This is a genomic window from Catenulispora pinistramenti (assembly GCF_018274385.1).
Lineage (GTDB): Bacteria > Actinomycetota > Actinomycetes > Streptomycetales > Catenulisporaceae > Catenulispora > Catenulispora pinistramenti.
In genome coordinates this window covers 1-24745 of the sequence record NZ_JAAFYZ010000167.1, presented here as the reverse complement: position 1 = coordinate 24745, position 24745 = coordinate 1, and the positions used below count along the sequence as shown (strand labels likewise).

The 24745-nt window shown below is 69.7% G+C and carries 16 protein-coding genes and 2 pseudogenes; 5 read left to right on the top strand and 13 right to left on the bottom strand.

The genetic code is table 11. The features are described 5' to 3' along the window. Positions 1-220: 220 nt before the first annotated feature. Positions 221-1072, top strand: coding sequence for an alpha/beta fold hydrolase (locus tag KGQ19_RS34770; protein ID WP_212017248.1), 852 nt, complete (start codon positions 221-223; stop codon positions 1070-1072). Positions 1073-1255: 183 nt separating this feature from the next. Then, positions 1256-2650, top strand: a complete 1395-nt coding sequence (locus KGQ19_RS34765; protein WP_212017246.1) for a condensation domain-containing protein — start codon at positions 1256-1258, stop codon at positions 2648-2650. A 45-nt stretch (positions 2651-2695) separates the two neighbouring features. Here KGQ19_RS34765 and KGQ19_RS34760 read toward each other — a convergent pair whose 3' ends face one another. The 7 genes from KGQ19_RS34760 to KGQ19_RS34730 all read right to left on the bottom strand — a co-directional run bounded on the left by KGQ19_RS34760 (position 2696) and on the right by KGQ19_RS34730 (position 11149). After that, positions 2696-3763 (bottom strand): ABC transporter ATP-binding protein, encoded by a 1068-nt coding sequence (locus KGQ19_RS34760; protein WP_413562945.1) that lies wholly within the window; start codon positions 3761-3763, stop codon positions 2696-2698. Further along, positions 3709-4815, bottom strand: a complete 1107-nt coding sequence (locus KGQ19_RS34755; protein ID WP_212017242.1) for an ABC transporter ATP-binding protein — start codon at positions 4813-4815, stop codon at positions 3709-3711. The genes KGQ19_RS34760 and KGQ19_RS34755 overlap by 55 nt, the downstream gene beginning before the upstream one ends. A gap of 2 nt (positions 4816-4817) precedes the next feature. Next, the gene (locus KGQ19_RS34750) at positions 4818-5792 is read right to left on the bottom strand and encodes an ABC transporter permease (protein ID WP_212017241.1); all 975 of its coding nucleotides are present in this window, start codon (positions 5790-5792) and stop codon (positions 4818-4820) included. 45 nt (positions 5793-5837) lie between these two features. Continuing rightward, a complete protein-coding gene (locus KGQ19_RS34745; RefSeq protein ID WP_230419912.1) occupies positions 5838-7610 on the bottom strand; it encodes an ABC transporter substrate-binding protein in 1773 nt (590 codons plus the stop codon). An 84-nt stretch (positions 7611-7694) separates the two neighbouring features. Then, the gene (locus tag KGQ19_RS34740) at positions 7695-8660 is read right to left on the bottom strand and encodes an ABC transporter permease (RefSeq protein ID WP_212017239.1); all 966 of its coding nucleotides are present in this window, start codon (positions 8658-8660) and stop codon (positions 7695-7697) included. Between the two features lie 192 nt (positions 8661-8852). Continuing rightward, entirely contained in the window at positions 8853-9812 is a 960-nt protein-coding gene (locus KGQ19_RS34735; protein WP_212017237.1) for a LysR family transcriptional regulator, read from the bottom strand. Between the two features lie 65 nt (positions 9813-9877). Further along, positions 9878-11149: an alpha/beta fold hydrolase gene (locus tag KGQ19_RS34730; protein ID WP_212017235.1), complete on the bottom strand. Its 1272-nt coding sequence runs from the start codon at positions 11147-11149 to the stop codon at positions 9878-9880. Positions 11150-11447: 298 nt separating this feature from the next. On the opposite strand from KGQ19_RS34730, the gene KGQ19_RS34725 reads away from it, so the two are divergent. After that, on the top strand, positions 11448-12536 hold the full coding sequence (locus tag KGQ19_RS34725) for a glycoside hydrolase family 5 protein (RefSeq protein ID WP_212017233.1): 1089 nt from the start codon (positions 11448-11450) through the stop codon (positions 12534-12536). Positions 12537-12548: 12 nt separating this feature from the next. Next, positions 12549-12800, top strand: a pseudogene (locus tag KGQ19_RS53065) (hypothetical protein); the annotation flags it as partial. Between the two features lie 103 nt (positions 12801-12903). Here the strand turns inward: KGQ19_RS53065 and KGQ19_RS34715 are convergent. Both KGQ19_RS34715 and KGQ19_RS53055 read right to left on the bottom strand, forming a co-directional pair. Beyond that, entirely contained in the window at positions 12904-15021 is a 2118-nt protein-coding gene (locus KGQ19_RS34715; RefSeq protein WP_212017231.1) for an alpha-galactosidase, read from the bottom strand. A 623-nt stretch (positions 15022-15644) separates the two neighbouring features. Beyond that, positions 15645-17117 (bottom strand): annotated as a pseudogene (locus KGQ19_RS53055) (NEW3 domain-containing protein); the annotation flags it as partial. A 256-nt stretch (positions 17118-17373) separates the two neighbouring features. Here KGQ19_RS53055 and KGQ19_RS34705 point away from each other — a divergent pair. Then, positions 17374-19902, top strand: a complete 2529-nt coding sequence (locus KGQ19_RS34705) for a collagenase (RefSeq protein WP_212017227.1) — start codon at positions 17374-17376, stop codon at positions 19900-19902. Between the two features lie 128 nt (positions 19903-20030). On the opposite strand, the gene KGQ19_RS34700 is transcribed toward KGQ19_RS34705, so the two are convergent. From KGQ19_RS34700 to KGQ19_RS34685, 4 genes are all read right to left on the bottom strand, one after another. Beyond that, a complete protein-coding gene (locus tag KGQ19_RS34700) occupies positions 20031-20570 on the bottom strand; it encodes a hypothetical protein (protein ID WP_212017225.1) in 540 nt (179 codons plus the stop codon). 275 nt (positions 20571-20845) lie between these two features. Then, a complete protein-coding gene (locus KGQ19_RS34695; protein WP_212017223.1) occupies positions 20846-22165 on the bottom strand; it encodes an erythromycin esterase family protein in 1320 nt (439 codons plus the stop codon). Positions 22166-22339: 174 nt separating this feature from the next. Continuing rightward, positions 22340-23923, bottom strand: coding sequence for a DEAD/DEAH box helicase (locus KGQ19_RS34690; RefSeq protein ID WP_212017221.1), 1584 nt, complete (start codon positions 23921-23923; stop codon positions 22340-22342). A 375-nt stretch (positions 23924-24298) separates the two neighbouring features. Beyond that, on the bottom strand, positions 24299-24502 hold the full coding sequence (locus KGQ19_RS34685; RefSeq protein ID WP_212017219.1) for a cold-shock protein: 204 nt from the start codon (positions 24500-24502) through the stop codon (positions 24299-24301). Positions 24503-24745 lie beyond the last annotated feature (243 nt).

Below are 24745 nucleotides of genomic sequence, written 5' to 3'. Positions count from 1 at the left end.
CCCGCCAACGAATCCCGCCCGCCGACCGGCACATCGCGGACTCCCGGTCAAAGCTCGAACTACCCGGCAAGCGTTGCCTGACACGGCACTAGGTCATATTACGGAAGCCGCCGCGATCACGGCCCTCGTAACGTCGTTGGCACGCCGCACCCGTCAGTGGCCGCCGTACGCGGCTGGGCGCGCCGATCCCGATGCCCCGATGCCCCGATGCGAGGAGCCCATGAACACAGATCTTTCCCGCCGTAAGGTCCTGGCCGCCGGAGCGGCTGTGGCTGGATCGGCGGCGCTGCTGGCCGGCCTCGAAGGAACAGCCGACGCCGCGTCGGCACCGAGCGGAACTAATAAGGAGAAGCCGAAGGTGAAGCCCACGATCGTCCTGGTGCACGGCGGGTACGCGGATTCGTCCTGCTGGAACGCCACCATCCACGAGTTGCAGCACAACGGGTACACCGTGATCTGCGGATCGAACCCGCTGCGCGGCATTCCTACCGACGCCCCGTACATAGCGAGCCTGCTGGACTCCATCAGCGGACCGGTCGTGTTGGTCGCGCACTCGATGGGTGGGACGGTCACCACGAACGCCGCCGCCGGGAAGGCCAACGTCAAGGCCCTGGTCTACATCTCGGCGTTCGTGCCCGACGTCGGTGAGACGCAGGGCGATCTCATCAACAAGTTCCCCGGCAGCGAGGTCCTGCCGGTGAGTGTGCCGGTGCCGTACACCAAGGCCGACGGCACCACCGGGACCGACCTGTACCTGAGCAAGGACGGCCAGGCGGCCTTCGCCGCCGACCTCTCGGTCGCCGACTTCCAGGCCCTGCAGGCCACGCAGCGGCCCTTCGACGCCGAGTCCTTCACCTTCCCGACCACGGCCGCGGCCTGGAAGACGATTCCGGTGTGGGGGCTGGTCGCCGGCAGCGACAAGGCGATCCCGCCGGCTTGTGAGCGCTGGATGTACAACCGCGCGAACGCCCGCAAGGTCGTCGAGGTGCCGCACTCCTCCCATGTCGCGATGCTCAGCCACCCCAAGATCGTCGCCGGCCTCATCCAGGACGCCGCCGAGGCGGTCAGCTGAGGCTCGCAGCCCGCGCGCCCCGGTCCGTTCCCGACGGGCCGGGGCGCTCTCCGCGTGCACCGTCCGGCCAGCGGCAATCGTGTTCTTACCGAGATTTCTCAGAGTCTTGCGTCGCGAGTTCGCCTGGCTGACGATAGTGCCCGACGTGGGAGCCGGACTCCCGTATCCCGAAGGGCGGCGGCAATGGCTGTACCGGTAGCGGAGACGGTTCTTGGCGGGGTACGGATGGCCGATGGGATCGTCGTGCCCTTCGCGGGCCCCGGCGCCGGTGCCGGTGATCTGACCTGGGGTCAGGAGAAGGTCTGGACCCTGATGCGGCAGGCCGGGAATTCGCTGAGCATGGGCGGGGCGGTCCCGGTGACGGACGGCAGGACGATCCGGGATCTGGCGTCGGAACTCGGGTTCTTCATGTCCCGCTACGCCTCGATGCGTGCCAGGATCCACCAAGGCACGGACGGCACCCTCACCCAGGAGGTGTCCGGCTCGGGTCAGGCGGTGCTGGGCATCGTCGATGTCGCGGACGGCGACGACCCCGGACCGGCCGCTCGACGCCTGGCCGACCAGTGGGAGGCGACCCCGTTCGACCATGCGCGGGAGTGGCCGATCCGGATGGCCGCGGTGCGCGCGCGGGGGTTGGTGACCCACGTGGTGGTGACCATCTCGCATGTCGCCACCGACGGCGGCGGCATCGCCGTCATGCTCGAAGAACTGAGCCGGCGCGATCCGGTCACCGGGCAGCCGAAGAACCCGGAGCCGGCGATGGGGCCGCTGGAGCTGGCCGCGCTGCAACGCACACCGGCCGGCCGACGGCACAGCGAGGCATCGCTACGGCACTGGGAAGGTCTCCTGCGCTCGGCAGGGCCCCTACGGTTCGGCCCGCACACGGACCGCGGCGAGCCGCGTTACCGACGCGCGATCTTCGAATCCCGGGCCCTGCACCTGGCGTCGAAGGCGGTCGCGGCCCGGACCGGCGGACCGGCGTCCACCGTGCTGCTGGCCGGGTACGCGGTGGCCGTGGCGCGGCTGACCGGTATCACTCCCGCGCTGATCCAGGTGGTCGTCAGCAACCGGTTTCGACCGGGCCTCGCGGAGATCTCCCATCCACTGTCCGTGAACGGCCTGCTCATGGTCGATGTCGCCGAAGCCTCCTTTGACGAGGTGGTGAACCGCACGCAGCGGGCTTTGGCGCTCTGCTCGAAGTACGCGTACTACGACCCGACGCGGCTGGAGGAACTACGTGCGCGGATCAACAGGGAGCGCGGCGAGGTCATCGAGCTCTCGTGCTTGTTCAACGATCGCCGACTGGGCAGCGATGCCAAGCCGACCGGGCCGTTGCCGCCCCGACAGGAGTTGGAAGCCGCACGGGGTGAGAGCGTCCTGTCCTGGGGCCAGCCGTTCCCGACGTATCTCGACAAACTGATGGTCCAGGTCGGGGCCGCCATGGATACGGTCGAACTGGAAGTCCACGTGGACACCCACCATGTGTCCGTGGACCAGGTGCGGGCGCTCATGGTGGACTTCGAGTCGCTTTTGGTGACGGCGGCGTTCGACCCGGATCTGCCGACCGGCGTGCGGTAGGGGCGGGACGGCTGAGGATGACTACCGGCGCCGCCGGCCACGGCTTCACACCGGGAGCAGCGCCGGGAAGTGGCAAGCCGTCAAATGCCCGTCCGCCCCGCCGATCGGCACCAACGGCGGCTCCTGCGCGGCGCACACCTCGGCCGCCTTCGGGCAGCGGGTCCGGAAGCGGCAGCCCGAGGGCGGGTTCAGCGGGCTCGGTACGTCGCCGACCAGCCGGATCCGCTCGCGCCCGGCACCGCGCCCGGGTTCACGCCCGATGCCGATGCCGGCGTCCACCTCCGGCACCGCTGACAGCAGCGCCTGGGTATAAGGGTGCTGTGATCGCTCGTAGAGCGTGTCGCGGTCGGCGATCTCCACGATCCGCCCCAGGTACATCACCGCCACCCGGTGGCTGACCTGGCGGACCACGGCCAGGTCGTGGGCGATGAAAAGCATGGCGATGCCGAGCTCGCGCTGGAGCCGGCGCAGCATGTTGACAATCTGGGCCTGGATCGAGACGTCCAGCGCCGACACCGGCTCGTCGGCGACGATCAGCTCCGGCTCGGTGGCCAGGGCGCGGGCCACGCCGATCCGCTGGCGCTGTCCTCCGGAGAACTCGTGCGGGTAGCGGTGCACGTGCGCGGCGTCCAGGCCGACGGTCTCCAGCAACTCCAGTACCCGGTCTCGGCGGCCGGTTCTGCTCCCGATGCCCAGGGACGCCATGGGGGCGGCGATGATCTCGCCCACGGTGTGCCGGGGGTTCAGGGAGCTGTAGGGGTCCTGGAAGACCATCTGGATCCTGCCGCGCAACGGCATCAGTTCTCTGCGTCCGGCGTGGGCGATGTCCTGGCCGTCGTAGCGGATCGCGCCGGCGGTCGGTTCCAGGAGCCGGGTGATCAGGCGGCCGGTCGTCGACTTGCCGCAGCCGGACTCGCCGACCAGGCCCAGGCTCTCGCCGCGGGCCACCGTGAAGCCGATGCCGTCGACCGCTTTCACCGCGCCGACCCGGCGCGCCAGGACCGCTCCGCGCCGGACCGGGAAGTGTTTGGCCAGGCCGGAGACCTCCAGGAGCGGGTTCACCGGATCACGCTCCCTTCGAGAGCTTCGAGAGCACCGGAGGGGAGGTGGCAGGCGCGCATGCGCTCGGGATCGCCGAGCGGCACGAAGGCCGGCACCTCGGTCGCGCACCGGTCCCCGCCGACCCGCTCCCGCTGGTCGCAGCGCGGATGGAAGGCGCAGCCCGGCGGCGGATCGAGCAGGTCCGGCGGACTGCCGGCGATCGGGGTGAGGTCGGCGTCGGGGTCGCCGTGCAGCGTCGGCACCGAGCGCAGCAGGCCCCTGGTGTAGGGGTGTTCGGGCGCGGCCAGCACCTCGGCGGCCGGTCCCTGCTCCACGCCGCGGCCGGCGTACATCACCAGCATGTCGTGCGCCACCCCGGAGACCACCCCGAGGTCGTGGGTGATCAGCAGGAGCGCCAGGTCCGACTCGGCCTGCAGACCGGCCAGCAGATCCAGGATCTGCGCCTGCACGGTGACGTCCAGCGCGGTGGTCGGCTCGTCGGCGATCACCAGGTCCGGCTCCCCCATCAGCGCCATGGCGATCATGACGCGCTGGCGCATGCCGCCGGAGAACTCGTGCGGGTACTCCGCCACCCGCCGGACCGGGTCCGGGATGCCGACCCGGGCCAGCATCTCGACCGCTCGGGTCCGGGCCGCGCGGCGGCTGGCCCCGGTGCGGCGGCGATACGCGTCAGTGAGCTGACGCTCGATGGTGTGGTAGGGGGACAGCGCGGTGAGGGCGTCCTGGAAGACCATCGCGATCCGGGAACCCCGGTAGGCCGCCAGGCCGCGCTCCTGCAGGCCGGCCAGGTCGACGCCGTCGAACTCCACGCGCCCGGAGATCCGCGCGCGCCGCCGGTCGTGCAGGCCGAGGATCGCCAGGCCCGTGGCACTCTTGCCGGAGCCGGACTCCCCCACGACCGCCAGGGTGCGACCGCGCCGGAGGGAGAAACTCAGGCCGTTGACGGCCTGGACCGTCCCGCCCTCGGTGTCGAAGCGCACCGCGAGGTCTTCGACGGCCAGCAGCGGCCGGACGGTCGCCTCTTCGCCTTCGTGGCTTCCGGTGTTGTCGTAGCCGTTGTCGCTGTTGTCGCTGTCGTAGCCGTCATACACAGAAGTCACCATGGTCAGAGCCTCACCCGGGGGTCGATGAGCGCGTAGCAGAAGTCGACGGCGGTGTTGCACACCACGATGAAGGTCGCGGCGACCAGCACGGTGCCGGTGATCATCGGCAGGTCGAGGTTGGTCACCGAGGTCACGGCGAGCTGCGCGATGCCGTGGATGTTGAAGGTGGTCTCGGTGATCACGGCGCTGCCGAGGAAGACGCCCAGGTCCAGACCGAACTGGGTGAGCACCAGGGTCAAGGCGGCGCGCCAGGCGTAGCGCAGGTGCACGACGCGCGGCGGGAGCCCTTGGGCGCGGGCGGTGCGCACGTACTCCTGGGACTCGGCCTCGATCATCGCCGAGCGGGTGAACCGGACATAGGTCGCGGCGCTCACCACGGCCAGGGTGATCCAGGGCAGGAGCATGCCGCCGAACCACTTGCCGGGGTCGGAGGTGATCCCGGTGTAGCCCGGCTGCGGCAGCAGATCGAGCTGGTCCACCAGCAGGTAGCGGGCGACGATGCCGAGGAAGTACACCTGCATCGAGGCGCCGACCAGGGCCACGGCGGTGAGCTGCTTGTCCAGGGCCCGGCCGCGGCGCAGGGCGGCCAGGATGCCGAAGCCGACGCCGACGGTCAGGATCAGCACCGAGGCGCCGGCCGCGAGCGACAGCGTCGCCGGGAAGCGGTCGGCCAGCGTGGAGCTGACCGACTGCTGGTTGACGAAGGAGTAGCCCAGGCACGGCGCGGCGCACCAGACGGTGTCGAAGTGCCGGCCGGCGAAGACGCCGTGCAGGAACTGCCAGTACTGGACGGGCAGCGGCCGGTCCAGACCCATGCTGTGGCGGATCTGGGCCAGGGATTGCGGGGTGCAGGTCTTGCCGCAGGACAGGCGCGCGGGGTCCGCGGGCAGTGCGTAGAAGAGGAGGAAGGTGACCGCGCTGACGACGAGCAGGATCAGTACCGCACCCAGTCCCCGTCGGAGGATGTATCCGAACAAGGTCGCGCTCCATGATCGAAAGGGGGATCAGAGGGGGTCTGCGGGCTACTTGACGTAGACGTCGAGCGGGTAGCAGGTGCCGATGAACCCGGTGTGGACGCCGCCGAGTCCGGGCCCGTACAGCGAGACCTGCCGCGGGTCCACCCACGGGATGATGGGGACCTCCTGCATGATCTTCTTGTCCAGCGCGGCCCAGGCGGTGTCCTGCGCCTTCAGGTCCGTCATGGCCTCGATGCGGTCGATCTCGGAGTTCACCGCCGGGTCGTTCAGCAGCGAGTTGTCACCGCCGCCGTCGGTGATCTGGCGGCCGTCGAACAGCGGCGGGATGACCGAGGAGGCACTGGGCCAGTCCGGGCCCCAGCCACCCCAGTAGAGGTCGTACTGGTTGTCCACCTTCTGTGTCTGGTCGAGGTAGTTCTTGGCGCTGATCGCCTTGGTGACCACGTTGAAGCCGGCCTTCTGAAGGGCCTGCTGGATGGCGACGGCGCCCTGCTGCCAGGCGGTGTCGTCCTGGTAGGCGTACACGATGGTCGGGTGCGGGTTGGAAGTGGTGGCCAGCAGTGCTTTGGCCTTCTCGGGGTCGCCGGTGTCGGGGACGTTGTAGAGGTCGTAGTTCTGGTAGCCGTCGGTCACCGGCGACAGGATGGTGTCGGTGAAGTCGCCGTAGACCGGGCCGCCGAGCAGCTGCCGCGTCTGGGCCCGCGGGAACGCCTCCAGCAGGGCTTGGCGGACCTTGGGGTCGGTGACGCGGCGGGTGTTGATGTTGTAGAACTCGGAGAACGGCGTCACCTCGTTGACCAGGCGCGCCTTGAGATCGGGGCTGGAGTTCACCTGGGCGGCCAGGTCCGAGCCGATCGTGACCTTGAAGGTCATCGCGTCCTTGTCGGCGCCGTTGGCCGCGATGAGCCGCTGATTGATGTCGACCGCCTGGGCTCCGAACTCGAACGTCCACCCGTCGGGGTAGGCGTGGCGGACCGGGTCGGTCTTCGGGTCCCAGTAGGGGTTGCGGGACAGCACCATGCCCTTGTCGACGTCGTGACTGTCGACCTTGTAGGGACCGGAGGAGAACGGGTGCTGGTCCAGGGCGGACTTCGTGTCCTTGTCCTTGGGCAGCGGGCTGTAGGCCTGCATGGCCAGTGCGAACGGGAAGTCGGCGTGGACCGAGGCCAGGTGGAAGACGATCGTCTTGGCGTCGGGCGTCTCGATCTGCGGGAGGTCCTGGCCGCCCCAGGGGCCGGAGTAGGTGCTGGAGTAGTCGGTCTTGCCGGTCAGCCACATCTGCAGGTACTGCGGGCCGCCGGAGAGTTCCTTCTGGAAGGTGCGCTCGATGCCGTACTTGACGTCCTGGGCGGTGATCGTGCTGCCGTCCTCGTACTTGAGCCCGTCCTTGAGGTGGTAGGTCCACGTCTTGCCGTCGCTGCTGGTGCCGGTGTCGGTGGCCAGGTCGCCGACCAGCTTGGTGGTGTCGCCGACCTGCTGGTAGCTGGTGAGCTGGCGGGTCAGCAGCAGATCGGCGGTCTGGTTGGCCGAGGACCAGACCCGCGCCGGGTCCAGGTGGCTGAAGTCCGACTGCTCCAGCACCGTCACGGTGCCGCCGGACTTGGCGCCGGGCACCGCCGGGTCCGGGCCCTGGGAGTCCGCGCCGGTGCCGAGGGCGACGGCCTGCTTGGCCACGGTCCCGGCCGCGGCCGGGTCGCCGGAGCCGGACTTCTCGGCCGCCGAGGACGAGCACGCGGCGGTGACCGCCAGGGTGCCGAGCACGGCGATGGCGAGCGCCGAGCGGGACCGGCGCCTGGATCTGGATATGGATATGGGCATGGGAGATCCCTTCGATGGGTGGATTCGTGGATTCGTGGACTCGTGGATTCGTGGGTTCCGGCGGCGGCCGGGCCGCGCGGCGTCTCAGCGGCCGGAGGGCGACAGCGCGTCGCGCACCGAGTCCCCGAGCAGGTTGAAGGCGACGACGAAGATCAGGATCGCGACGCCGGGGATGAGCATGTACGTGATGTCGGACAGGTAGACCTCGGCCCCGCGGTGGATCATCCGGCCCCAGTCCGGTGTCGGCTCGTCGATGCCCGCGCCGAGGAACGACAGCGCCGCCTCGGTCGTGACGTACACGGGCACCGACAGCGAGGCCGAGACCAGGATCGGCGTCCACAGGTTCGGCAGCAGTTCGCGCCGCACGATCCGGATCGGCGAGGCGCCCCCGATACGCGCCGCCTCGACGAATTCCCGGGTCCGCAGCGAGACCACCTGCCCGCGCAGCAACCGGGCCACCGGCGCCCAGCCGAAGGCGGCCAGGACCACCACCAGCGTCGTGACCCGCATCCAGGTGGGGGTCTGCTGGTCGGCGGAGACGAACAGCGATTGGACCACGGGGACGAAGGCGATGATGAACAGCGTCGACGGGAAGGACAAGGCGATGTCGACGATCCGCCCCAGACCCGCGTCGAGCCATCCGCCGGCGTACCCGGCGACCAACCCGACCGCGGTCCCCAGCACCGTGACGATCGCCACCACCACCGCCGAGATCAGCAGCGACGTACGGATCCCGTACAGCAGCTGGGTGAACACGTCCCGGCCGAGCCCGGGCTCCAGCCCGAGCCAGAACCGGCCGCTGACCCCACCCATGGAGCCGGTGGGATAGCCGAACTCGTCGAGGAGCCCGGGTTCGTTCTGCCCGTAGGTGGTGTAAGGGTTCTTACCATATATCGCGCTGATCAGCGGGGCGCACAAGCCGAGGAGGAAGAAGACACAGACCACCACCCCGGCGGCCATCCCGGTGCGGTCGGCGCGCAGGCGCTGCCAGGCCAGCGCCACCGGGGTGCGGGGCACGGTCGGGTCCTTGCTGGGACGTGAGCGGATCATGCGGTGACTCCAAGGCGAATAGCGCAGGGTGGCACGTCAGAATTGCGTGGCGGACGCCTCCTCAGCGGATTTCACCGGGCGGCGGGTGGGAGAAAAACTCTCATCCGGCGATGCGCATTGACAATGTTCCGGGCGATAGAGAAATAGCAGTATCGCGATAACGTCGCGGGATTCTCCGTCGGAGCGGAGAAGCTAATCCCGCGAAGCGCTGTACGTCCGGGCGGCCCAGTCCCGCAGGTGCGGCGCGGCGGCGACCAGATCGCGGTAGGCGGCCAGCGCTGAGCGGTACACCGTGTCCACGAGGTCGTCGGAGATCCCCGAGACCCGCCAGGCGAGCAGGTAGCGGCACCACAGCGGCGTCCCCATCAGGGGTTTGACCACGATCTCGGCGGTCGTGGGGAAGGTCGCCTGCACGATCGCGACGCCCAGGCCGGCGCCGACCATCGCGTGCAGCTGACGCCGGTCGCCCAGGAACTCGTGCAGGGTCGTCGGGCGGAAGCCCGCGACCTCGCAGGCCGTGAAGAACACGCCGGGCCAGCCGGCGCCGTCGTCGGGGGTCACGAACCAGGGCTCGTCGGCCAGGTCGGTCAACGAGACCTCCTGCCGGCCGGCCAACGGGTGGCCGGCCGGCAGGGCGACGAAGCTCGGCTCGGTGACGATCCCCCGGTGCGCCACGGTCGAGGAGTGCCGCAATTCCCGGCCCGGATAGTCCACGCCGATCGCGATGTCCACGGCGCCTTCTTCAAGCATGGCCACGATTTCCGCGGAGGAATAGACGCTGCTGACCGTGACGGAATGTCCGGGCGCGGCATCGCGGAACCGGGTCAGCAGCCCGGACAGCATGGGGGTGTTCGTCGCGGCCAGCCGTACCGTGCCGCCCTGGGCCGCACGGCGGTCGACGCGCGGTCCGATGGCGTCCATGCGGGCCAGCACGTCCCGCGCCTGCGCCACGATCTCGCCGCCGAGGGCCGTCAGCACGACGCCGACGCTGCTGCGCGCGAACAGCGGCTCCCCGAAGTACTGCTCGATCCGCTGGAGCTGGGTGGTCAGGGCCGGCTGCGAGTAGCCCTGAGCCGCGGCGGCGCGGCGCAGGCTGCCGGTGTCCGCTATCGCGCAGAGTGTGCGCAGATGGCGAAGTTCCAGTCGCTCCATCAGCTCCCCCGCATCGGAATCGGTGTTATCGCGTTGCGCGATACCGGGTTATCGGCCGGACCCGGTCAGGCCCTTCCGGCGGCCATGTCCATGAGCCGCGCCAGCACCGAGCCGCCGGAGGCGTTGCCCCCGTCGTGCTCCCACTCGTTGGTGACCCAGGCGCGGGCCGCGCCGAGACCGCTGAGCGTGCGCATCGAGAACTCGACGGGGACGTACATGTCGTCGTGGTAGACGGCGGCGGCAAGCGGGACCTCGTTCTTGGCCAGCTGCTTCGGGTCGTACAGCAGCGGCCAGTCGTCCTTGGCGGCCAGGATGTCGGCGGCCTCGGCGAACGGCCGCAGGGCCCGGACGTCCCGGAACATCCAGGGGTAGATCATCTCGCCGGTGAACAGCAGCGGGTCGGCGTCCTCGGCGAAGGCCGGGTACTCGGCCATGATGCGCTGCGCGGCCCACGCGGTCGGCTTCGGGCCCTGGGCGAAACAGGGTTCCTGCAAGATCGTGAACAGCGGGTTGTCGACGAATCCGGTCGGGCCGCCCACGTTCAGCAGGAACGTGTCGGAGAGCTCGCCGGGCCGGGAGAAGGCCTCATCGAGCAGCCAGTGCACGCGCTCGTAGCCGTCGCCCATGCCGAAGGCCAGGCCGAGGCTGCGCAGGCGGTCGGTGGTGAGACTGTCGCCGTCGGGCAGCCGGACGGCGCCGGTGTTCAGGACCTCGGCGATCCGCGCCACCTTGCCGCGGTCCTGCGGGTAGCGCTCGTAGAACTCTGCGTTCTTCGCGGCGACGCGCGGATAGGTGTTGCGGTAGACGTCGTCCGCGGTCGTGTCCAGGCCGGGCAGTCCGCCGGTCACGTAACACGCGCGCAGCCCTTCGGGGCAGCGCGAGAGGTAGGTCAGGGTGACGAACCCGCCGTAGCTCTGGCCCAGGGTCTCCCACGGCTGGTCACCGCACAGCTCGCGGCGGATATGCTCGCAGTCGCGCACGATGCTGTCCGCACGGTGCAGCGACAGATAGTGCGCGAGGTCCTCCCCCGAGGCGAAGCCCCGCGCGACGGTCGGCGTGACCGGGGTGCTGCGCCCGGTCCCGCGCTGGTCGAGCAGGAGCAGCCGGTGGGTGCTCAGCGCTTGGTCGAGCCAACCGGGAACCCCCCGGCCGGGGCGCGGGGACTTGCCGCCGGGGCCGCCCTGCAGGAAGACGAGCCACGGCAGGCCGTCCGGATCGGCGGCGCGGCGCGGATCGACGACCTCGCGGGCGAAGACGTCGATCGTGGCGGCGTCGGGCTCGTCGTAATCGAGCGGGACGGTGAAGACGTGGTCGGTGACGGCCAGGCGCGGATTCATGCAATGTAATATGGCACCTTGGACTGCCTCGGACAACGCACTGAGATACAACACTTTGCCCCCGGTGGGCATAACATCCGCGACCGCGCCGAGGCCGCTCCCCTTCAAAACATGAAGGTTTCTCAGTAACCTGCCTCCACCATCCTTCGTGGGAGGCCACATGCGAACATCGGCTCGTCTTCGTCTCGCCGCAGCGGTCCTGGGGGCGGCCGTCTTCGTCCTTCCCGGTGCAGTGCGGGCCGCTCCTCCGGCTCCGACCCCGGCCCCAGCGCCGGCTCCGCTTTCCGCAGTCGGCACCGTGGTCACGCCCGACGGTGTCACGCGCCTGACCGATTCCTCCGGCCGAGTGCTGGACCTGCGCGGATTCAACCTCGACAAGTACGACGAGTCCACACCGGCGGACATCCAAGCCATCGCAGAGCGCGGATTCAACCTCATCCGGCTGGACATCACGTGGGCGCGGCTGGAGCCGAAGCCCGGGGTGTACGACGCCGCCGCGATGGGACGCATCCAGCAGCTGATGACGGCGGCCGACCGCTACGGCCTGCGGGTCCTGGTGGACTTCCATCAGGACGTATACGGGCCCTACTTCGGAGGCGGCCAGGACGGGATCCCGGCCTGGGCCACCCGCGACGACGGACTGCCGTTCACGCCGATCCCGGACGACTGGTTCAGCGAGTACTTCGAGCCCTCGGTGCAAGCCGCGTTCCGGCATCTCTACGACGACCCGGATCTGCGGGCGGCCCAGGCCTCCTTCTACCAGCACGTGGCCACGGCACTGCGATCGCATCCGAGCCTGTTGGGCTACGACCTGTTCAACGAGCCGAGCGGGCCCATGCTGGGTGATCCGTCCGATCCGGCGGCCCTCGCCGCCTCCTCGCGAGCGTTGGAACAGGGCCGGCTGCAGCAGATGTACAAGCGGCTGATCACGGCCGTCCGGCGGGTGGACCAGCGGTCCTGGCTGTTCGTGGAACCGACCGTGCTGGTCGGGGAAGGTGTGCCGACCGCGCTGCCGGGGTTCGCCGATCCGCGTGCCGGGGCGCCCCGGATCGGGTACGCGCCGCATTTCTATGACACGGCGGTCGAAGACGGGCAGGACTGGAATCCGGCGGACGGGTTCATCGACGACTACCTGGCCGCGATCACCGCCTATCCGAAGGCGCACGGGATGCCGGTGATCGTGGGCGAGTGGGGAGAGAACACCAGCACCCCGGGCAACGCCGCACTGATGGCGGCCCAGGTGCGGGTGATGCCGTCGTTCGCGACGGGGTGGACCCGGTGGTACTGGGGCCTGGGGACCGGCGGGTACGCGCCGCTGGACGCGGCCGGAAACCCGCTTCCCGGAGAGGCACCGATGTTCACGCCGTTCGCCTCGGCGCTCGCCTGAACGCCGGCCGGCTCGACGTTCGATGCGAATTCGGGTACTTACACACTCACCTACACGCCGGGCGGGAACTGGTCGGGGCCCACCGAGATCGTGCTGCCCGGGACCGTCTACGGCGACAACGTCGCGGTGTCGGTTTCCGGTCGCCGGGCTGCGACCTTCACGATTGCCCCGACCGGGCCGGGCAAGGCGGGAAGGGTGCTGGTGTTCGCCACGACCGCAGCCGGGCACCGGGGATCGGTCACTGTCACCGTGCGACGCCGCTGACGCCGCCGACGCCTACGCCGACAACGCCGACGACGCTCCGGAGCCGGTCTCACCAGCAGGCGAGGACAGCCGAACCGGAAGCGCCGTCAGGCGAGGTCGCCGATCAGCTGATCGGCGTCCACCGCGTCGGATCACCCGGGTCGGCGATCACCGTGCCGCCGGAGACGCCGAGCACGTTCCCGGTGGCGACGTTGCTGATGCTCAGACCGCCGCCGGGACTCTCGGTGAGGCGCCATTTCTGCGCGGGATCCGTCGGATCGTAGGCGTTGAGCGCGGTCACCGCCGATCCGGACGCGGTCAACGTACCGTGTTGCTGTGTACTGCTGTAACAGCCGTCGTAGATCCGCACGGTACCGTCCGCGTTCGGGCTGAACTGCCACCACTGCGACCAGTGCCCGGCCTGGTAGGCGGCGACGTCCAGCGGGCCGTCGCCCGGCGCACCGCACTGGCCCGCGATTTCCAGGACCGACCCGTCGGTCCCGGACGCGGCCAGGTCGTGATAGCGGCCGTCACCGACGACCGGCGAGACAGCCGAAGCCGCGGAGCTGATCCGGAACATCTCCACGCCGTGCGGCGCGACCGAGCCGCCGAGCGTGTCGGTGGCGGCAAGGGTTCCGGTGGCCTTGGTCCACAGGTCCTCGTAGTGGTAGGAGCCGGCCGGCAGACCCAGCGCGGACGGCGTCGCGGTGATCTGCTGCGCGTTGTCCGGGTCCTGATTCGCCAGCAGCACGACGGTGTCGCCGTCGGCCAGCGTGCGCCGGAGCACCACCGGCCCGGTGGCCGACGCCGGCGGGCTGCCGACCAGCGTCGCCGGGACGCCGAGCGCGTCCTGGTCGACCGCGACCACGTCAGGGTTCTCATAGAGCGCCAGAGCGCTCGCCGAGATGCCGGTGGACCAGGTGTAGCCGTCGGCCGAGTGCTGCGAGTCGGCGGCGGTGCGCAGATCGGCGCCGGTGATGAGCGGAGCCGCCATCATCGACAGGATGGAGATCTCGGTCTGCGATTCGGTGTCGGTGAACGGTTTGTGGCAGGCACAGGTGTCGGTGACGCCCCACAGACCGTCCGGGTCGTTCCACCCGGCGTACATCATGTCCAGGTCGTTCCACGAGCCCGGACGCACGTTGGCGGCGTATTGCAGCGCGGTCCCCAGTTGCCCGCCGTAGAGCACGCCGTCGAGTTCGCTGTCCCGGTCGCCGCCGATCCGGCACAGGTTGGCGACCTGCCCGCACCACACGCCGGTCGGCGCGTAACCGGGGGCGTCGAACTGCGGCGTCCCGGCGGCGGCGATGACCGAGTCCGAGCGCGCCGGGTCGTCCGGCGATTCCAGGTACGGCACGCCGGTGTGCGGCGGCTGGGCCGAGACGCTCAGCACGACCTTGGGCCGGCCCTGAGCGGCCGACGCCGCGTCGAGGGCCTTCTGGAAGGTCTGGATCCGGGCGTAGATCGACTCGGTGAGCTCCTTGCCCTCGCCCTGGGGACCGTAGTCGTGGCCGTCGGGGCCGATGATGTGCGGCCCGCTCCAGTTCGGGCAGTTGTCGTCCTTGACGTAGTCCACGCCCCAGGACACGAAGTCGGCCGCGTCCGTGGCTTCGTGGCCGAGGCTGCCGGGGTGGCCCTGGCAGGTGAGGTAGGTGTCGGTGGTGTAGAGCCCGAACTTCATGCCCTTGCTGTGCGCGTACCAGGCCAGGTAGGCGATCCCGTTGAGGGTCTGGCCGTTCACGGTCTGGGGCGGGAAGTCCGTGTCGGGTACGAGGTCGCCGGAGGTCGGATCGTTGCCCGTCCCGTCGCTGCCGCTGACCGGGTTGCCGCCGGCGTCGTAGAGCTGCAACGAGCCGTAGGACGTCTTGACGGGATCGGCGCTCTGGCCGCTGCGGTAGTCCTGCGACCAGCCGTCGTCGATGGTCACCGTGTTGTAGCCGGCGGCGACCATGCCGTTGGCCGCCATGAAGTCGATCGTCTGGACCACCTGCGCCTCGGTCACGGCGGTGCCGAGCGAGTTCCAGGAGTTCCAGCCCATCGGCGGGGTCAGGGCCACGCCGTTGTTCAGCGGCGGGGTGGCGGTGGTCGTGGCGGTGGTCGTGGCGGTGGCCGCGCCAGTGGCGGTGACGGTGGTCGTGCCGATGGCGGCGGCACGAGTCGTCGTGGTGGCGGTGGCGGCGGGCGTGGCCGCCACGGCGGCGAAAGCCACCGCGGCGGACACGCAGATCGGCAGGAGTCTCATGAGGTGGCGAACCCCGTGAAGTCGACCTCGCCGCTGTCCCCCGAGCCCTCGTTGTGCGCGGTCATGAAGGTGCCGACGTCCTGGGTGGCGTTGACCCCGGGCACCGTCGCGGTCCCGACCTGGGTCCAGGTGACGTCGTCGGTGGAGTAGTAGCCGGTGAAGGTGGAACCGGAGCGGACGAGCTTGAGCCAGGACGGGTAGGCAGCCGCCCCCAGCCCGGAGTTCGACGGCGCGCTGTTGCTGTCCAACTGGCCGCTGCCGGTGCTGTCCCACTGCATGACGTAGCCGTGGCCCGGGGTGACGGCCAGGATCACGTAGCCCGGCGAGCTGCCGGCACCGGTGATGTCGTCCCGGGCCATGATCCCGGCCTTGGCCCAGTCGCTGGTGGAGGCCTGCGCCGTGACCTCGACGACGGTGGTGGAGCCGTCGTGTTCCGCGCCCTGCTGGTAGACGGAGCTGTACTGGTCGGTGGAGCCCCAGGCGTCGGCCCCGGCGCCGTCGATCGACACCGAGTTCCCCAACTGGCCCATCATCGCCGTCGTGCTGGTGAACGCCTTGTACGGAGCCTGCGGCGGGTTGGCCAGCTGCAGGGAGCCGGCAAAGGCCGACGACTCCGACCCGCCGCTCCAGCGGTCGGTCTCGGTACCGTTGATCTGCGCGGTCTCAATGGGCTTGGTCAGGGTCGCCGGCGCGGTCAGGCGGAAGGCGGAGATCGCCATGTGCCCGGGGGCGACCTTGCTGAAGCGCGTGGCGGTCAGCGGCTTGGCGGTCCAGCCGGCCGGCAGGTCCAGACCGAGCCTGACGTCCGTGACGGCGGCGACGCCGTTGTCGGTGAAGTAGGAGTACACGGTGCCGGACTGGCCGGCACCGAGGCTGGGCAGCGTGGTGAGCAGCGACGTGCTCGGCGGCAGCGTCCGCTTGGCCGGTGTCACCTTGTACATCACCGCGGCGTGGCCGGGCACCGCGGCGCTGATGGTGCCGCCGCTGACTGTGGTCCGGCCGGTCCACAGGTCCTGAAGAGCGTAGCCGCCCTTCGAACCGGTCGGCAGGCCGGCCGCGGCCGCCGTGGTGGAGATGGTGGCCGCCGTGGCGTTCTCGTTGAACAGCACCACCGAGACGCTGCCGTCGGACAACGGCTTGGCCAGCACGTCCAGCCCGCCGGAGCTGCTGATCTCAGTACCCTGCCGGCCGAGCGCGTCCTGGTCGACCGCGATGACCTGACGGTTCCCCAGGATGCGCAGGGTGTTCGCGCTCGCTGTGCGCAGATCGGTTCCGGAGATCAGCGGCGCGGCCATCTCGGCCCACAGCGTGAACTCGGTCTGGTCCTCCACCGCGCTCATCCCGTTGCCGACTTCGAGCATGTCAGGGTCGTTCCACGCCCCGGGCCCGGCGTCGGCGGCCAGCGCCACGTTGGTGTGGAAGTTCGACAGCATGCTGCCGAAGTCGGCGCTGATGTCGCCGGTGGTCCGCCACAGGTTGCCGACGGAGCCGCCCCAGGACGCCACGTCCTCCGTGCCCCAGCTGCACAGGCTGTAGACGATGGGCCGCCCGGTCGCGGCCAACGCCTTACCCATCGCGTTATAACGCTGCTGCGACGGGACCCCCTGGTTGTTGCAGTTGTCGTACTTGAGGTAGTCCACGCCCCAGGCCGCGAAGGTGTTCGCGTCCTGTGTCTCGTGGCCCAGGCTGCCGGGGAATCCGGCGCAGGTGTTGGTGCCGGCGGTCTCGTAGATGCCGAGCTTGAGGCCCTTGGCGTGGACGTAGTCGGCGACCGCCTTGATGCCGTCGGGGAACTTCGCCGGGTCCGGGACCAGGTTCCCGGCCGAGTCCCGGTTCGGCGCCATCCAGCAGTCGTCGATGTTGACGTAGCCGTAGCCGTCGGCGGCCAGGCCGGAGGCGACGAGCTTGTCAGCGGTCTGCTCCACCAGCTGCGCGCTCACCGCGCAGCCGAAGGCGTTCCAGTCGTTCCAGCCCATCGGCGGGGTCAGCGCCAGGCCGTTCGCCAGCGCCGAGGCCGGTGGCGCGGCCCCGACGGCACCCGCCGTCGGGGCGATGACCAGGGTGGCGGCCAGCAGGATGGTGCGGATTTTGGTCATGTCGTCTCCTCGTGTTCCGACAATTCCGCGCAGATATCAGCACTCTCAAACACATCGGAACGCAAGCTAGTGATGTGACATTGCACTGTCAAGGACGAAGACCCGCGCGGACCTCGACGGCCGCGCGATGTTATCGCCCGGGCGCCAGAGCTCTATCGCGTGATCGATTGTCAGCACCACGCACCGGTGAGAGCGTCTTGGCACATCTCGCGGCTGTTCCGTGAGACGTCCCCGCTTGTTCACAAAGGAGCCCTGGATGCGCCATCGATCCGCCCTGCCCAGAATCCTGGCCGCGGGCCTGGCAATCAGCGTCGTGACGCTCGGGATGGCCGCCGGCCCGGCAAGCGCCGCCGCCCCGGCACCCGCGCCCGCGCCGACCATGGCGAGCGCCGTGTCGTCGGCAGATCAGAACCAGCCGGAGGCCCAGCCAGAGAACGGCACCCCGGTCACGCTGTCACCGGCCAGCCCGCCGGTCGCGATCGGTGCGGCCACGTCCCTGGCGGCGGCGACCCGCTCCGGGCCGGCCGGCCCGGACAGCGCGTCGGCTGCGACTGCCGCGGCGCCCTCGTCCAGCGCGCAGCCGTGCACCGCGGCCGACTTCGGCAGTCGCAGCGGCAGCGCACTGGCCGCGTACGTCGAGGCGTCCAGCCCCGACTGTATCAATACCCTGTATTCACTGACCGGCACCGACGCCGCGGCCGTCTTCAACGAAGCGCAGATGGTGGCCGTGGCCGACGCGTTCGGCCCGGCGGCCAAGGCGTACCGCGGCGATGACGCGCAAGGCATCTGGCAGCTGGGCCTGTTCCTGACCGCCGGGTACTACGTCCAGTACAACAACGCCGCCGCGGTCGGGACGTACGATCAGAAACTCGCCACGCCTGTCCAGGCCGGCTTGGACGCCTTCTTCGGCGCGAGGCATTCCGGTGACGTCAGCTCGATCAACGGCAGCGTCCTGGGCACCGTCATCACCCTGAGCGACAGCTCCGACAACCAGGCCCGCTATGTGCGCACCTACGCGCGGGTACTGAACACTTACACCAGCGCCTACGACGCCTACCCGAGCATGGACGCGGCGGTGAACGCCGTGTTCTACCCCGTCTACCGGGGCCACTCCTTCCCGGCGTACATCGCCGCGGTCACCGCGGATCCGAGCCTCATCACCGCGCTGAATTCCTTCGCGCTGCGGAACACGGCCCTGCTCGCCGGAGCGAACTACGCGCTGGACACCAACGCCGCGGCCGAGACCGTGCGCTTCCTGGACACCCCGGCGTTGCGGCCGATGGTGGGCCCGCTGACCGCGAACCTGCTCAGCACCTCGCCGCTGTCCGGCCCGAACGGCCCGATCTGGCTGCGGGTCGCCACCGTCGAGGACTACGTGGACGGCGCGGATTGCGGGACCTTCAACGTCTGCGACTATCTCAGTACCCTGCACTCGGCCATCCTGCCGACGACTTACGCGTGCGGCTCGAACCGCACCTTCCTGACCTACGCGATGTCCGCCTCGGACCTGAGCGCCGCTTGCACGAGCGTGGAAGGCGAGGACGCGTACTACCACGCCCTGACCAAGGACAACGGTCCGATACCCGGGCAGTACGAGACCACCCTGCGGCTCGCCGTGTTCGCCACCAAGTGGGCCTACACCATGTACTCCACGGCGCTGTTCGGCAACGACACCGACAACGGCGGGATCACGCTGGCCGGCGAGCCCACCGACCCGACCAACGTTCCGATGTCCATCATGTACATCAAGTTCCCCGGCGACGGCTTCCCGGCCAGCATCTGGAACCTGAACCACGAGTACACGCACCTGCTCCAGGCCGCCTATGAGATGAAGGGCGACTTTACGCAGGAGATGACCGTGCCCGACATCTGGTGGGTCGAAGGCGAGGCGGAGTACAACTCCTACACCTACCGCGACATCAACAACACCCAGTCGATCGCCGAGGCCGCTCAGCACACGTTCGCGCTGAGCACCCTGTTCCAGACCACGTACGACAACAGCACCAACGACCGCACGTACGTCTGGGGCTACCTGGCCACGCGCTACATGCTCGAAAAGCACCCGGACGTCGTCCAGGCCATGCTCGCCCACTTCCGCGTCGGCGACTTCCAGGGCGGATACCAGGTCTACAACTCCATCGGCACCGCCTACGACGCCGACTTCAACGCCTGGCTCGACGCCTGCGCCGCCGGCGCCTGCCTGGTCCCGGGCGCGCCGACCGCCGCCTTCGCCGCGACCGTCAACGGCCTGTCGGTGCACCTGTCCGACACCTCCACCGACACCGGCAGCTCCATCGACCTCGTCCACTGGAGCTACGGCGACAACGCCACCTCCGACACCGACGGCCCCCACCCCACCCACACCTTCAGCGCGCCCGGCACCTACGCCATCGCCCTGACCGTCGACGACGCCAAGGGACGGGCCTCCACCTCCACGCAGTACGTCACGGTGACCCCGCCGTGCACCTCGGCCAACCGGCAGGCGCTGGGTGGCGACTGCTCGCGCAGCGGGCTGTCCGCGACCGCGGGCGACTACGACTACCTGTGGATCTACCTGCCGGCCGGACAGCAGACGCTGACCGTCACCGCCAGCGGCGGCAACGGCACCGCGGAACTGCTCTACGACCCCGACACGTGGGCGACGAACCAGACCCACACCGCGCAGGCGGCTGCGAACCCGAATGGGCAGAGCATCACCGTGACGAACCAGACCGCCGGATACCGGTACATCAGCCTGTACGCGGTGACGTCGTTCAGCGGAGTGAGCGTGTCCACGCAGTACTGAGACGCAGTCCTGAGATGCAGTCCTGAGATGCAGTCCTGAGATGCAGTCCTGAGCGTCTCAAACCGAATACAACGACAAAGCGACCGCCTCCCGTACCGTACGGGAGGCGGTCGCTTCCGGTATCAGGGTCAGCCGGTGACCCTGGCCCAGACGGTGATCTGTTCGGTCACCGAGGGCGGCGTCCCCGGCGCGCCCTGCGGTCCCGAGGGGACGTCCGGGTCGTCGTAGTACGTCTTGTCCGGTCCGATCAAGGTCCCGGTACCGGCGACGCCGGGCAGGTAGACGGTCGCGTGCACCCTGCTGCCGGCCGGCACGGTCACGGTCGTCCCGTCGAGGAGAACGGTGGAGTTCTGGGTGGGCACGTCGGTGCTCGGCTGGTCGCCGAAGAAGGTGCCCACGGTCTCGTCACGGCCGGTGACGGACGCGTTGGTGGAGTAGGCGGAGTCGCCGGGGGTGCTGACATAGCCGTAGGTGTGTACCTGCGATCCGGTGACGTCCACGCAGGCCTCGATATAGCGGACCCCGCTGAGCTTCCAGCCGCTGCAGGTCGTGGTGGTCGGGTTCGCGCCGGCCGAGGCCGAGGCCGAGGCGGCGCCGGCGCAAGCGGCTACCGGCACGGCGGCCAGGATGCCCGCGGCCAGCAGTTTGACGCCCATGTTCATGGTCATGGCTTGCCTTTCGGTGCTGTGGAGCGCGTCGAGTACGCCCCGCGCAGCACTATGTCACACCTCATATTTCAGCACTCTGCGATCCGGCGGCGACCATCGGCCGGTCACCCGGCGTTGACCCGGTGGTTCCCCGCGCTCCGCCCGCCGGTTCCAGTTCCCCGTGCGGCGCGCGGCGTCATGGCAAGTGCTGGACCATGACGCCGCTGGCAGCTCTTCGCCCACACGGACAGGAGGCCGTCAGGTGAATCCTGGGTGAAACGCTCCGAGCCCCGGCGCTACAGCTTGGTCGCCGCCGTCACGCTGTGGAGGTGGACCAGGACGTCGAAGGCGTGGCCGACGGCGAGTTCGGGCGTGCCGTCCACGGGGAACTGCGTGCCGACTTCGTAGGTCGGGCGCGCGCGATCCAGCCACGCGCGGGCTGCGGCAGGGGCCTTGCGCAGGTCGACGTAATAGTCGCGGTACCGGACCTGGTCGAGCGTGTACTCGTTGGAGCCGGCAGGCGCCGCGGGAAGCGTGAACTTCTCCCAGTCGCCGCCCAACGCCTGGCTCTTGGAGAGGAAGGAGCCCTGGTCGAACGTCGTGCCGATGGCGAGGTAGCCCGCCCCCAGAGCGTCGTGGAGGAACGCGCCCTGGGTCTTCGGATACGTCGCGGGGTCGGAGGCGGCGTATCCGACGTGGTCGTCGTGTGCGGACAACAGGATCCGGCCGCCCTCGTACCGCAGCCACCACGCCGTGTTGTCGGCCATCACCTGGTCGCGGTAGCGCTCCATGGCGGTCAGCGAGGCCGGGTCGGTGACGTTCACGGACAGGAACGTGTAAGTCTGGGCGATGTTGCGGGCGTTCTGCAGGGCGTATTCGTAGTCGTGGTCGCCCGGCGCCCCAACGCTCTGCATCAGGGCGAGCACCTGCTGTGCCTTCGACGCGTTCTGCTGACGTTCGGCCAGCGGCCGATCCAGGTAGCCGATCGCGTCGTTGAGCGGACGCAGGCCGACCAGGAGCGCGTTCAAGCGCGGCAGGGACTCCGGGTGCGTCCGCTGCACGTAACCCGTGACCGCGTCGAAGACAGGCGCGTCGAGACTGGGCGCACCGACATCGTCGCCCAGGAAGTGGACCGGGTGAGCGGGGTGCTGGACGTTGTAGTCCCGCATCCACTGCACCAGTGTCACGAACTCCTCGCGGTCCCAGGGGGATCCGGCCATCGTCTCGTGCACGATCTGCCGCGCGTCGCCGCCGCCGTGCTGGAGGTAGTCGTCGATCCGCAGCCCGGCCGACCAGCTCATCTCCAGGGCGAAGGTGGTGAATCCCTTCTTTGCGACCAGATAGCGGAAGACCCGGTCCTTCAAAGCGAAGAACTCGTGCGAGCCGTGTGTGGCCTCCCCCAGGCCGACGACCTTGGCGTTGCCGACCATGGCGCCGAGTGCCTGGAGATCGGCGGTACCGGCGCCCGGGTCGGTCGAGGTCAACGGATGAGCGATCCGGTCCAGCTCGCGTACGGGGACTGGCGGGGCGGCAGAGGCGGACGCGGATGTTATGGGGACCAGCACCACAGCCACGGCGAGAGCCGCGACGGTGAGTCGCTTTTTAGAGTCAAGCATGGGTGATCACTCCTCAAGATGGCGGCCAGATCAAGTCCCGGCAACGTCTTCAACGCTACTTTTGGATCTTGATCTGGCCCAGGAGTGCACGGCCGCGTATCGAAGGTGTAGCAGGCTCCACCTTCAACGGTCGGATACCCCTGACGCCTGGAGTCCGGCGTCAGGGGTCAAGCGTCAGGCGGCGGCTCGGGCGCGTCGGGGCGCCTGGGTACGCGACTGGGTGCGCGATGCCGGGTTGGCCTGCGAGCCGCGGCCGCCGTAGCCGGAGCGGCTGCGCCGGCTGCGGCCCGCCCCGCCGGAACCGGCGGATCCGGCGTACCGGGGGCGCTCGATCACCGGGTTGGGGATCGTGACGGCGATCCCGGTGGGGACCCGGGCCCCGGTGACGCCGGCGAGTTCGGCGTCGCCGGAGTGGACCTGGGCGGTGTGCGGGGTGATGCCGGCGGTCGACATCATGCGGGTCATGGTGCGGCGCTGCGTGGGCAGCACCAGGGTGACGACGGTGCCGGACTCGCCGGCCCGGGCGGTGCGGCCGCCGCGGTGCAGGTAGTCCTTGTGGTCGGTCGGCGGGTCGATGTTGACCACCAGGTCCAGGCCTTCGATGTGGATGCCGCGGGCCGCGACGTTGGTGGCGATCAGCGCGGTGACCTGGCCGTTGCGGAACTGCTCCAGGGTGCGGTTGCGCTGGGGCTGGGACTTGCCGCCGTGCAGCGCGGCCGCCCGCACCCCGCTGGCCAGCAGGTCGCGCACCAGGCGATCGGCACCGTGCCGGGTGTCGGTGAACATGATCACCCCGCCGTCGCGGGCCGCGATGTGGGCCACGACCGCGTTCTTGTCGGCGGGCTGCACGTGCAGCAGGTGGTGCTCCATGGTGCTGACCGTGGCGGCCGAGGGGTCCACCGAGTGCGTGACCGGATCGCTGAGGAACCGGCGGACCAGGCGGTCGACGTTGCGGTCCAGGGTGGCCGAGAAGAGCATCGTCTGCCCGCCCGGGGCGACCTGGTCCAGCAGCTCGGTGACCTGGGGCAGGAAGCCCATGTCGGCCATCTGGTCGGCTTCGTCCAGGACGGTGATCCCGACCTCCTCCAGCTGGCAGTCGCCACGCTCGATCAGGTCCTTGAGACGACCGGGGGTGGCCACGACGACCTCCGCGCCGCCGCGCAGGGCGTGCGCCTGGCGGCCGATCGACATCCCGCCGACGACGGTCGCCATCCGGAGCCGGACGGCGTCGGCGTAGGGGGTGAGCGCTTCGGTGACCTGCTGGGCCAGCTCACGGGTGGGGACCAGGATCAGGGCCAGGGGCCGTCGGGACTCGGCCCGCCGCCCGGCGAGGCGGGCCAGCACGGCCAGGCCGAAGGCCAGGGTCTTCCCCGAGCCGGTGCGGCCCCGGCCCAGGACGTCGCGTCCGGCCAGCGCGTTCGGCAGAGTCGAGGCCTGAATCGGGAAGGGGACGGTGACCCCCTGGCGGGTCAAGGTCGCGAGCAGCGGCTGCGGCATCTGGAGCTCGCTGAAGTGCTCGACGGCCGGGAGCCCCGGAGTGGTGCTGACCGGAAGCGCGAACTCAGTCCTCGACGAGCCCTGACCGCCGGCCGGGGCGCCGGACCGGCGAGCGCCACCGCCGCCGCCACCACCGCCGGAGCGGTATCCGGAGCCGGCGGTGCCGGAGAAGCGCGAGCCGGAGCCGGTGCGCTGCTGGGAGCCGCGCTCGGAGGAGCGGGAGGAGCGGGTGGAACTAGTGGAGCGGGTGGAACGGGTCATGGAAAGACCTTCCTCGAGTGGCACGTATCGAGGAGGCCTCCAGGCCGCGGCGAAGCCGCGGGGAGATCACACGAACGAGCCGGAAAAACGCGGGGCGTGGACGGTGGAACCGTTCGGCACGTCACCTGCGGTCGATGCGCGCCCACGACAGCGGGGCGGCAGAAACCTCGAGCCGCACTCAAAATACGAGAAGAAGAGTTCGGCAGGGCGGGACCCGAACGCGGCGCGGGAGCGCCTGGCAAGGGTCGGCCGCCGGTGGCGGAGCCAGTGGGCCCCGATGCACGAGGCCGGATGAGAAATCAGATGGAACCGTCTTGCCCGGACCGAGCGCGAACACGGTGCGGGCGAAGCCTTCGCGGCGACCGCCGCGGCAAATCAGATCGGACGAATGTTCTCGGCGTGCTGGCCCTTCGGACCCTGCGCGACGTCGAATTCGACCTTCTGGCCCTCAAGCAGCTCGCGGAAGCCCTGGGCACTGATGTTCGAGTAGTGGGCGAACACGTCGGGCCCGCCACCGTCCTGCTCGATGAAGCCGAAACCCTTTTCCGCGTTGAACCACTTCACAGTGCCAGCCGTCATGCGTCTCCTTGATGGGACCTGTACCGAGACCCGCGCTTTGCGCGTCTCGCGTCGCCGTGGTGATGACCGGCCCGAAACAGAGCCGGAAAACGAAAAAGCGCCTGTCGGTCAAACCAGCAGGCGCACACATAACTTCATGGGAACCACTACCGCAACACTGACAACTATAGCAGGCCGGGCGGCAGCGAGGGCATATTTCGGCGGGCGACTGACAACGCGTTCACGACTACCCCGCCCGCCCCG

Excerpts from the sequence above, each read along its gene's own strand:
- KGQ19_RS34770 (WP_212017248.1), top strand. The coding sequence starts at position 221 with ATGAACACAGATCTTTCCCGCCGTAAGGTCCTGGCCGCCGGAGCGGCT.
- KGQ19_RS34765 (WP_212017246.1), top strand. The coding sequence starts at position 1,256 with ATGGCTGTACCGGTAGCGGAGACGGTTCTTGGCGGGGTACGGATGGCC.
- KGQ19_RS34755 (WP_212017242.1), bottom strand. The coding sequence starts at position 4,815 with ATGGTGACTTCTGTGTATGACGGCTACGACAGCGACAACAGCGACAAC.
- KGQ19_RS34745 (WP_230419912.1), bottom strand. The coding sequence starts at position 7,610 with ATGCCCATATCCATATCCAGATCCAGGCGCCGGTCCCGCTCGGCGCTC.
- KGQ19_RS34740 (WP_212017239.1), bottom strand. The coding sequence starts at position 8,660 with ATGATCCGCTCACGTCCCAGCAAGGACCCGACCGTGCCCCGCACCCCG.
- KGQ19_RS34735 (WP_212017237.1), bottom strand. The coding sequence starts at position 9,812 with ATGGAGCGACTGGAACTTCGCCATCTGCGCACACTCTGCGCGATAGCG.
- KGQ19_RS34730 (WP_212017235.1), bottom strand. The coding sequence starts at position 11,149 with ATGAATCCGCGCCTGGCCGTCACCGACCACGTCTTCACCGTCCCGCTC.
- KGQ19_RS34715 (WP_212017231.1), bottom strand. The coding sequence starts at position 15,021 with ATGAGACTCCTGCCGATCTGCGTGTCCGCCGCGGTGGCTTTCGCCGCC.
- KGQ19_RS34705 (WP_212017227.1), top strand. The coding sequence starts at position 17,374 with ATGCGCCATCGATCCGCCCTGCCCAGAATCCTGGCCGCGGGCCTGGCA.
- KGQ19_RS34700 (WP_212017225.1), bottom strand. The coding sequence starts at position 20,570 with ATGACCATGAACATGGGCGTCAAACTGCTGGCCGCGGGCATCCTGGCC.
- KGQ19_RS34695 (WP_212017223.1), bottom strand. The coding sequence starts at position 22,165 with ATGCTTGACTCTAAAAAGCGACTCACCGTCGCGGCTCTCGCCGTGGCT.
- KGQ19_RS34690 (WP_212017221.1), bottom strand. The coding sequence starts at position 23,923 with ATGACCCGTTCCACCCGCTCCACTAGTTCCACCCGCTCCTCCCGCTCC.
- KGQ19_RS34685 (WP_212017219.1), bottom strand. The coding sequence starts at position 24,502 with ATGACGGCTGGCACTGTGAAGTGGTTCAACGCGGAAAAGGGTTTCGGC.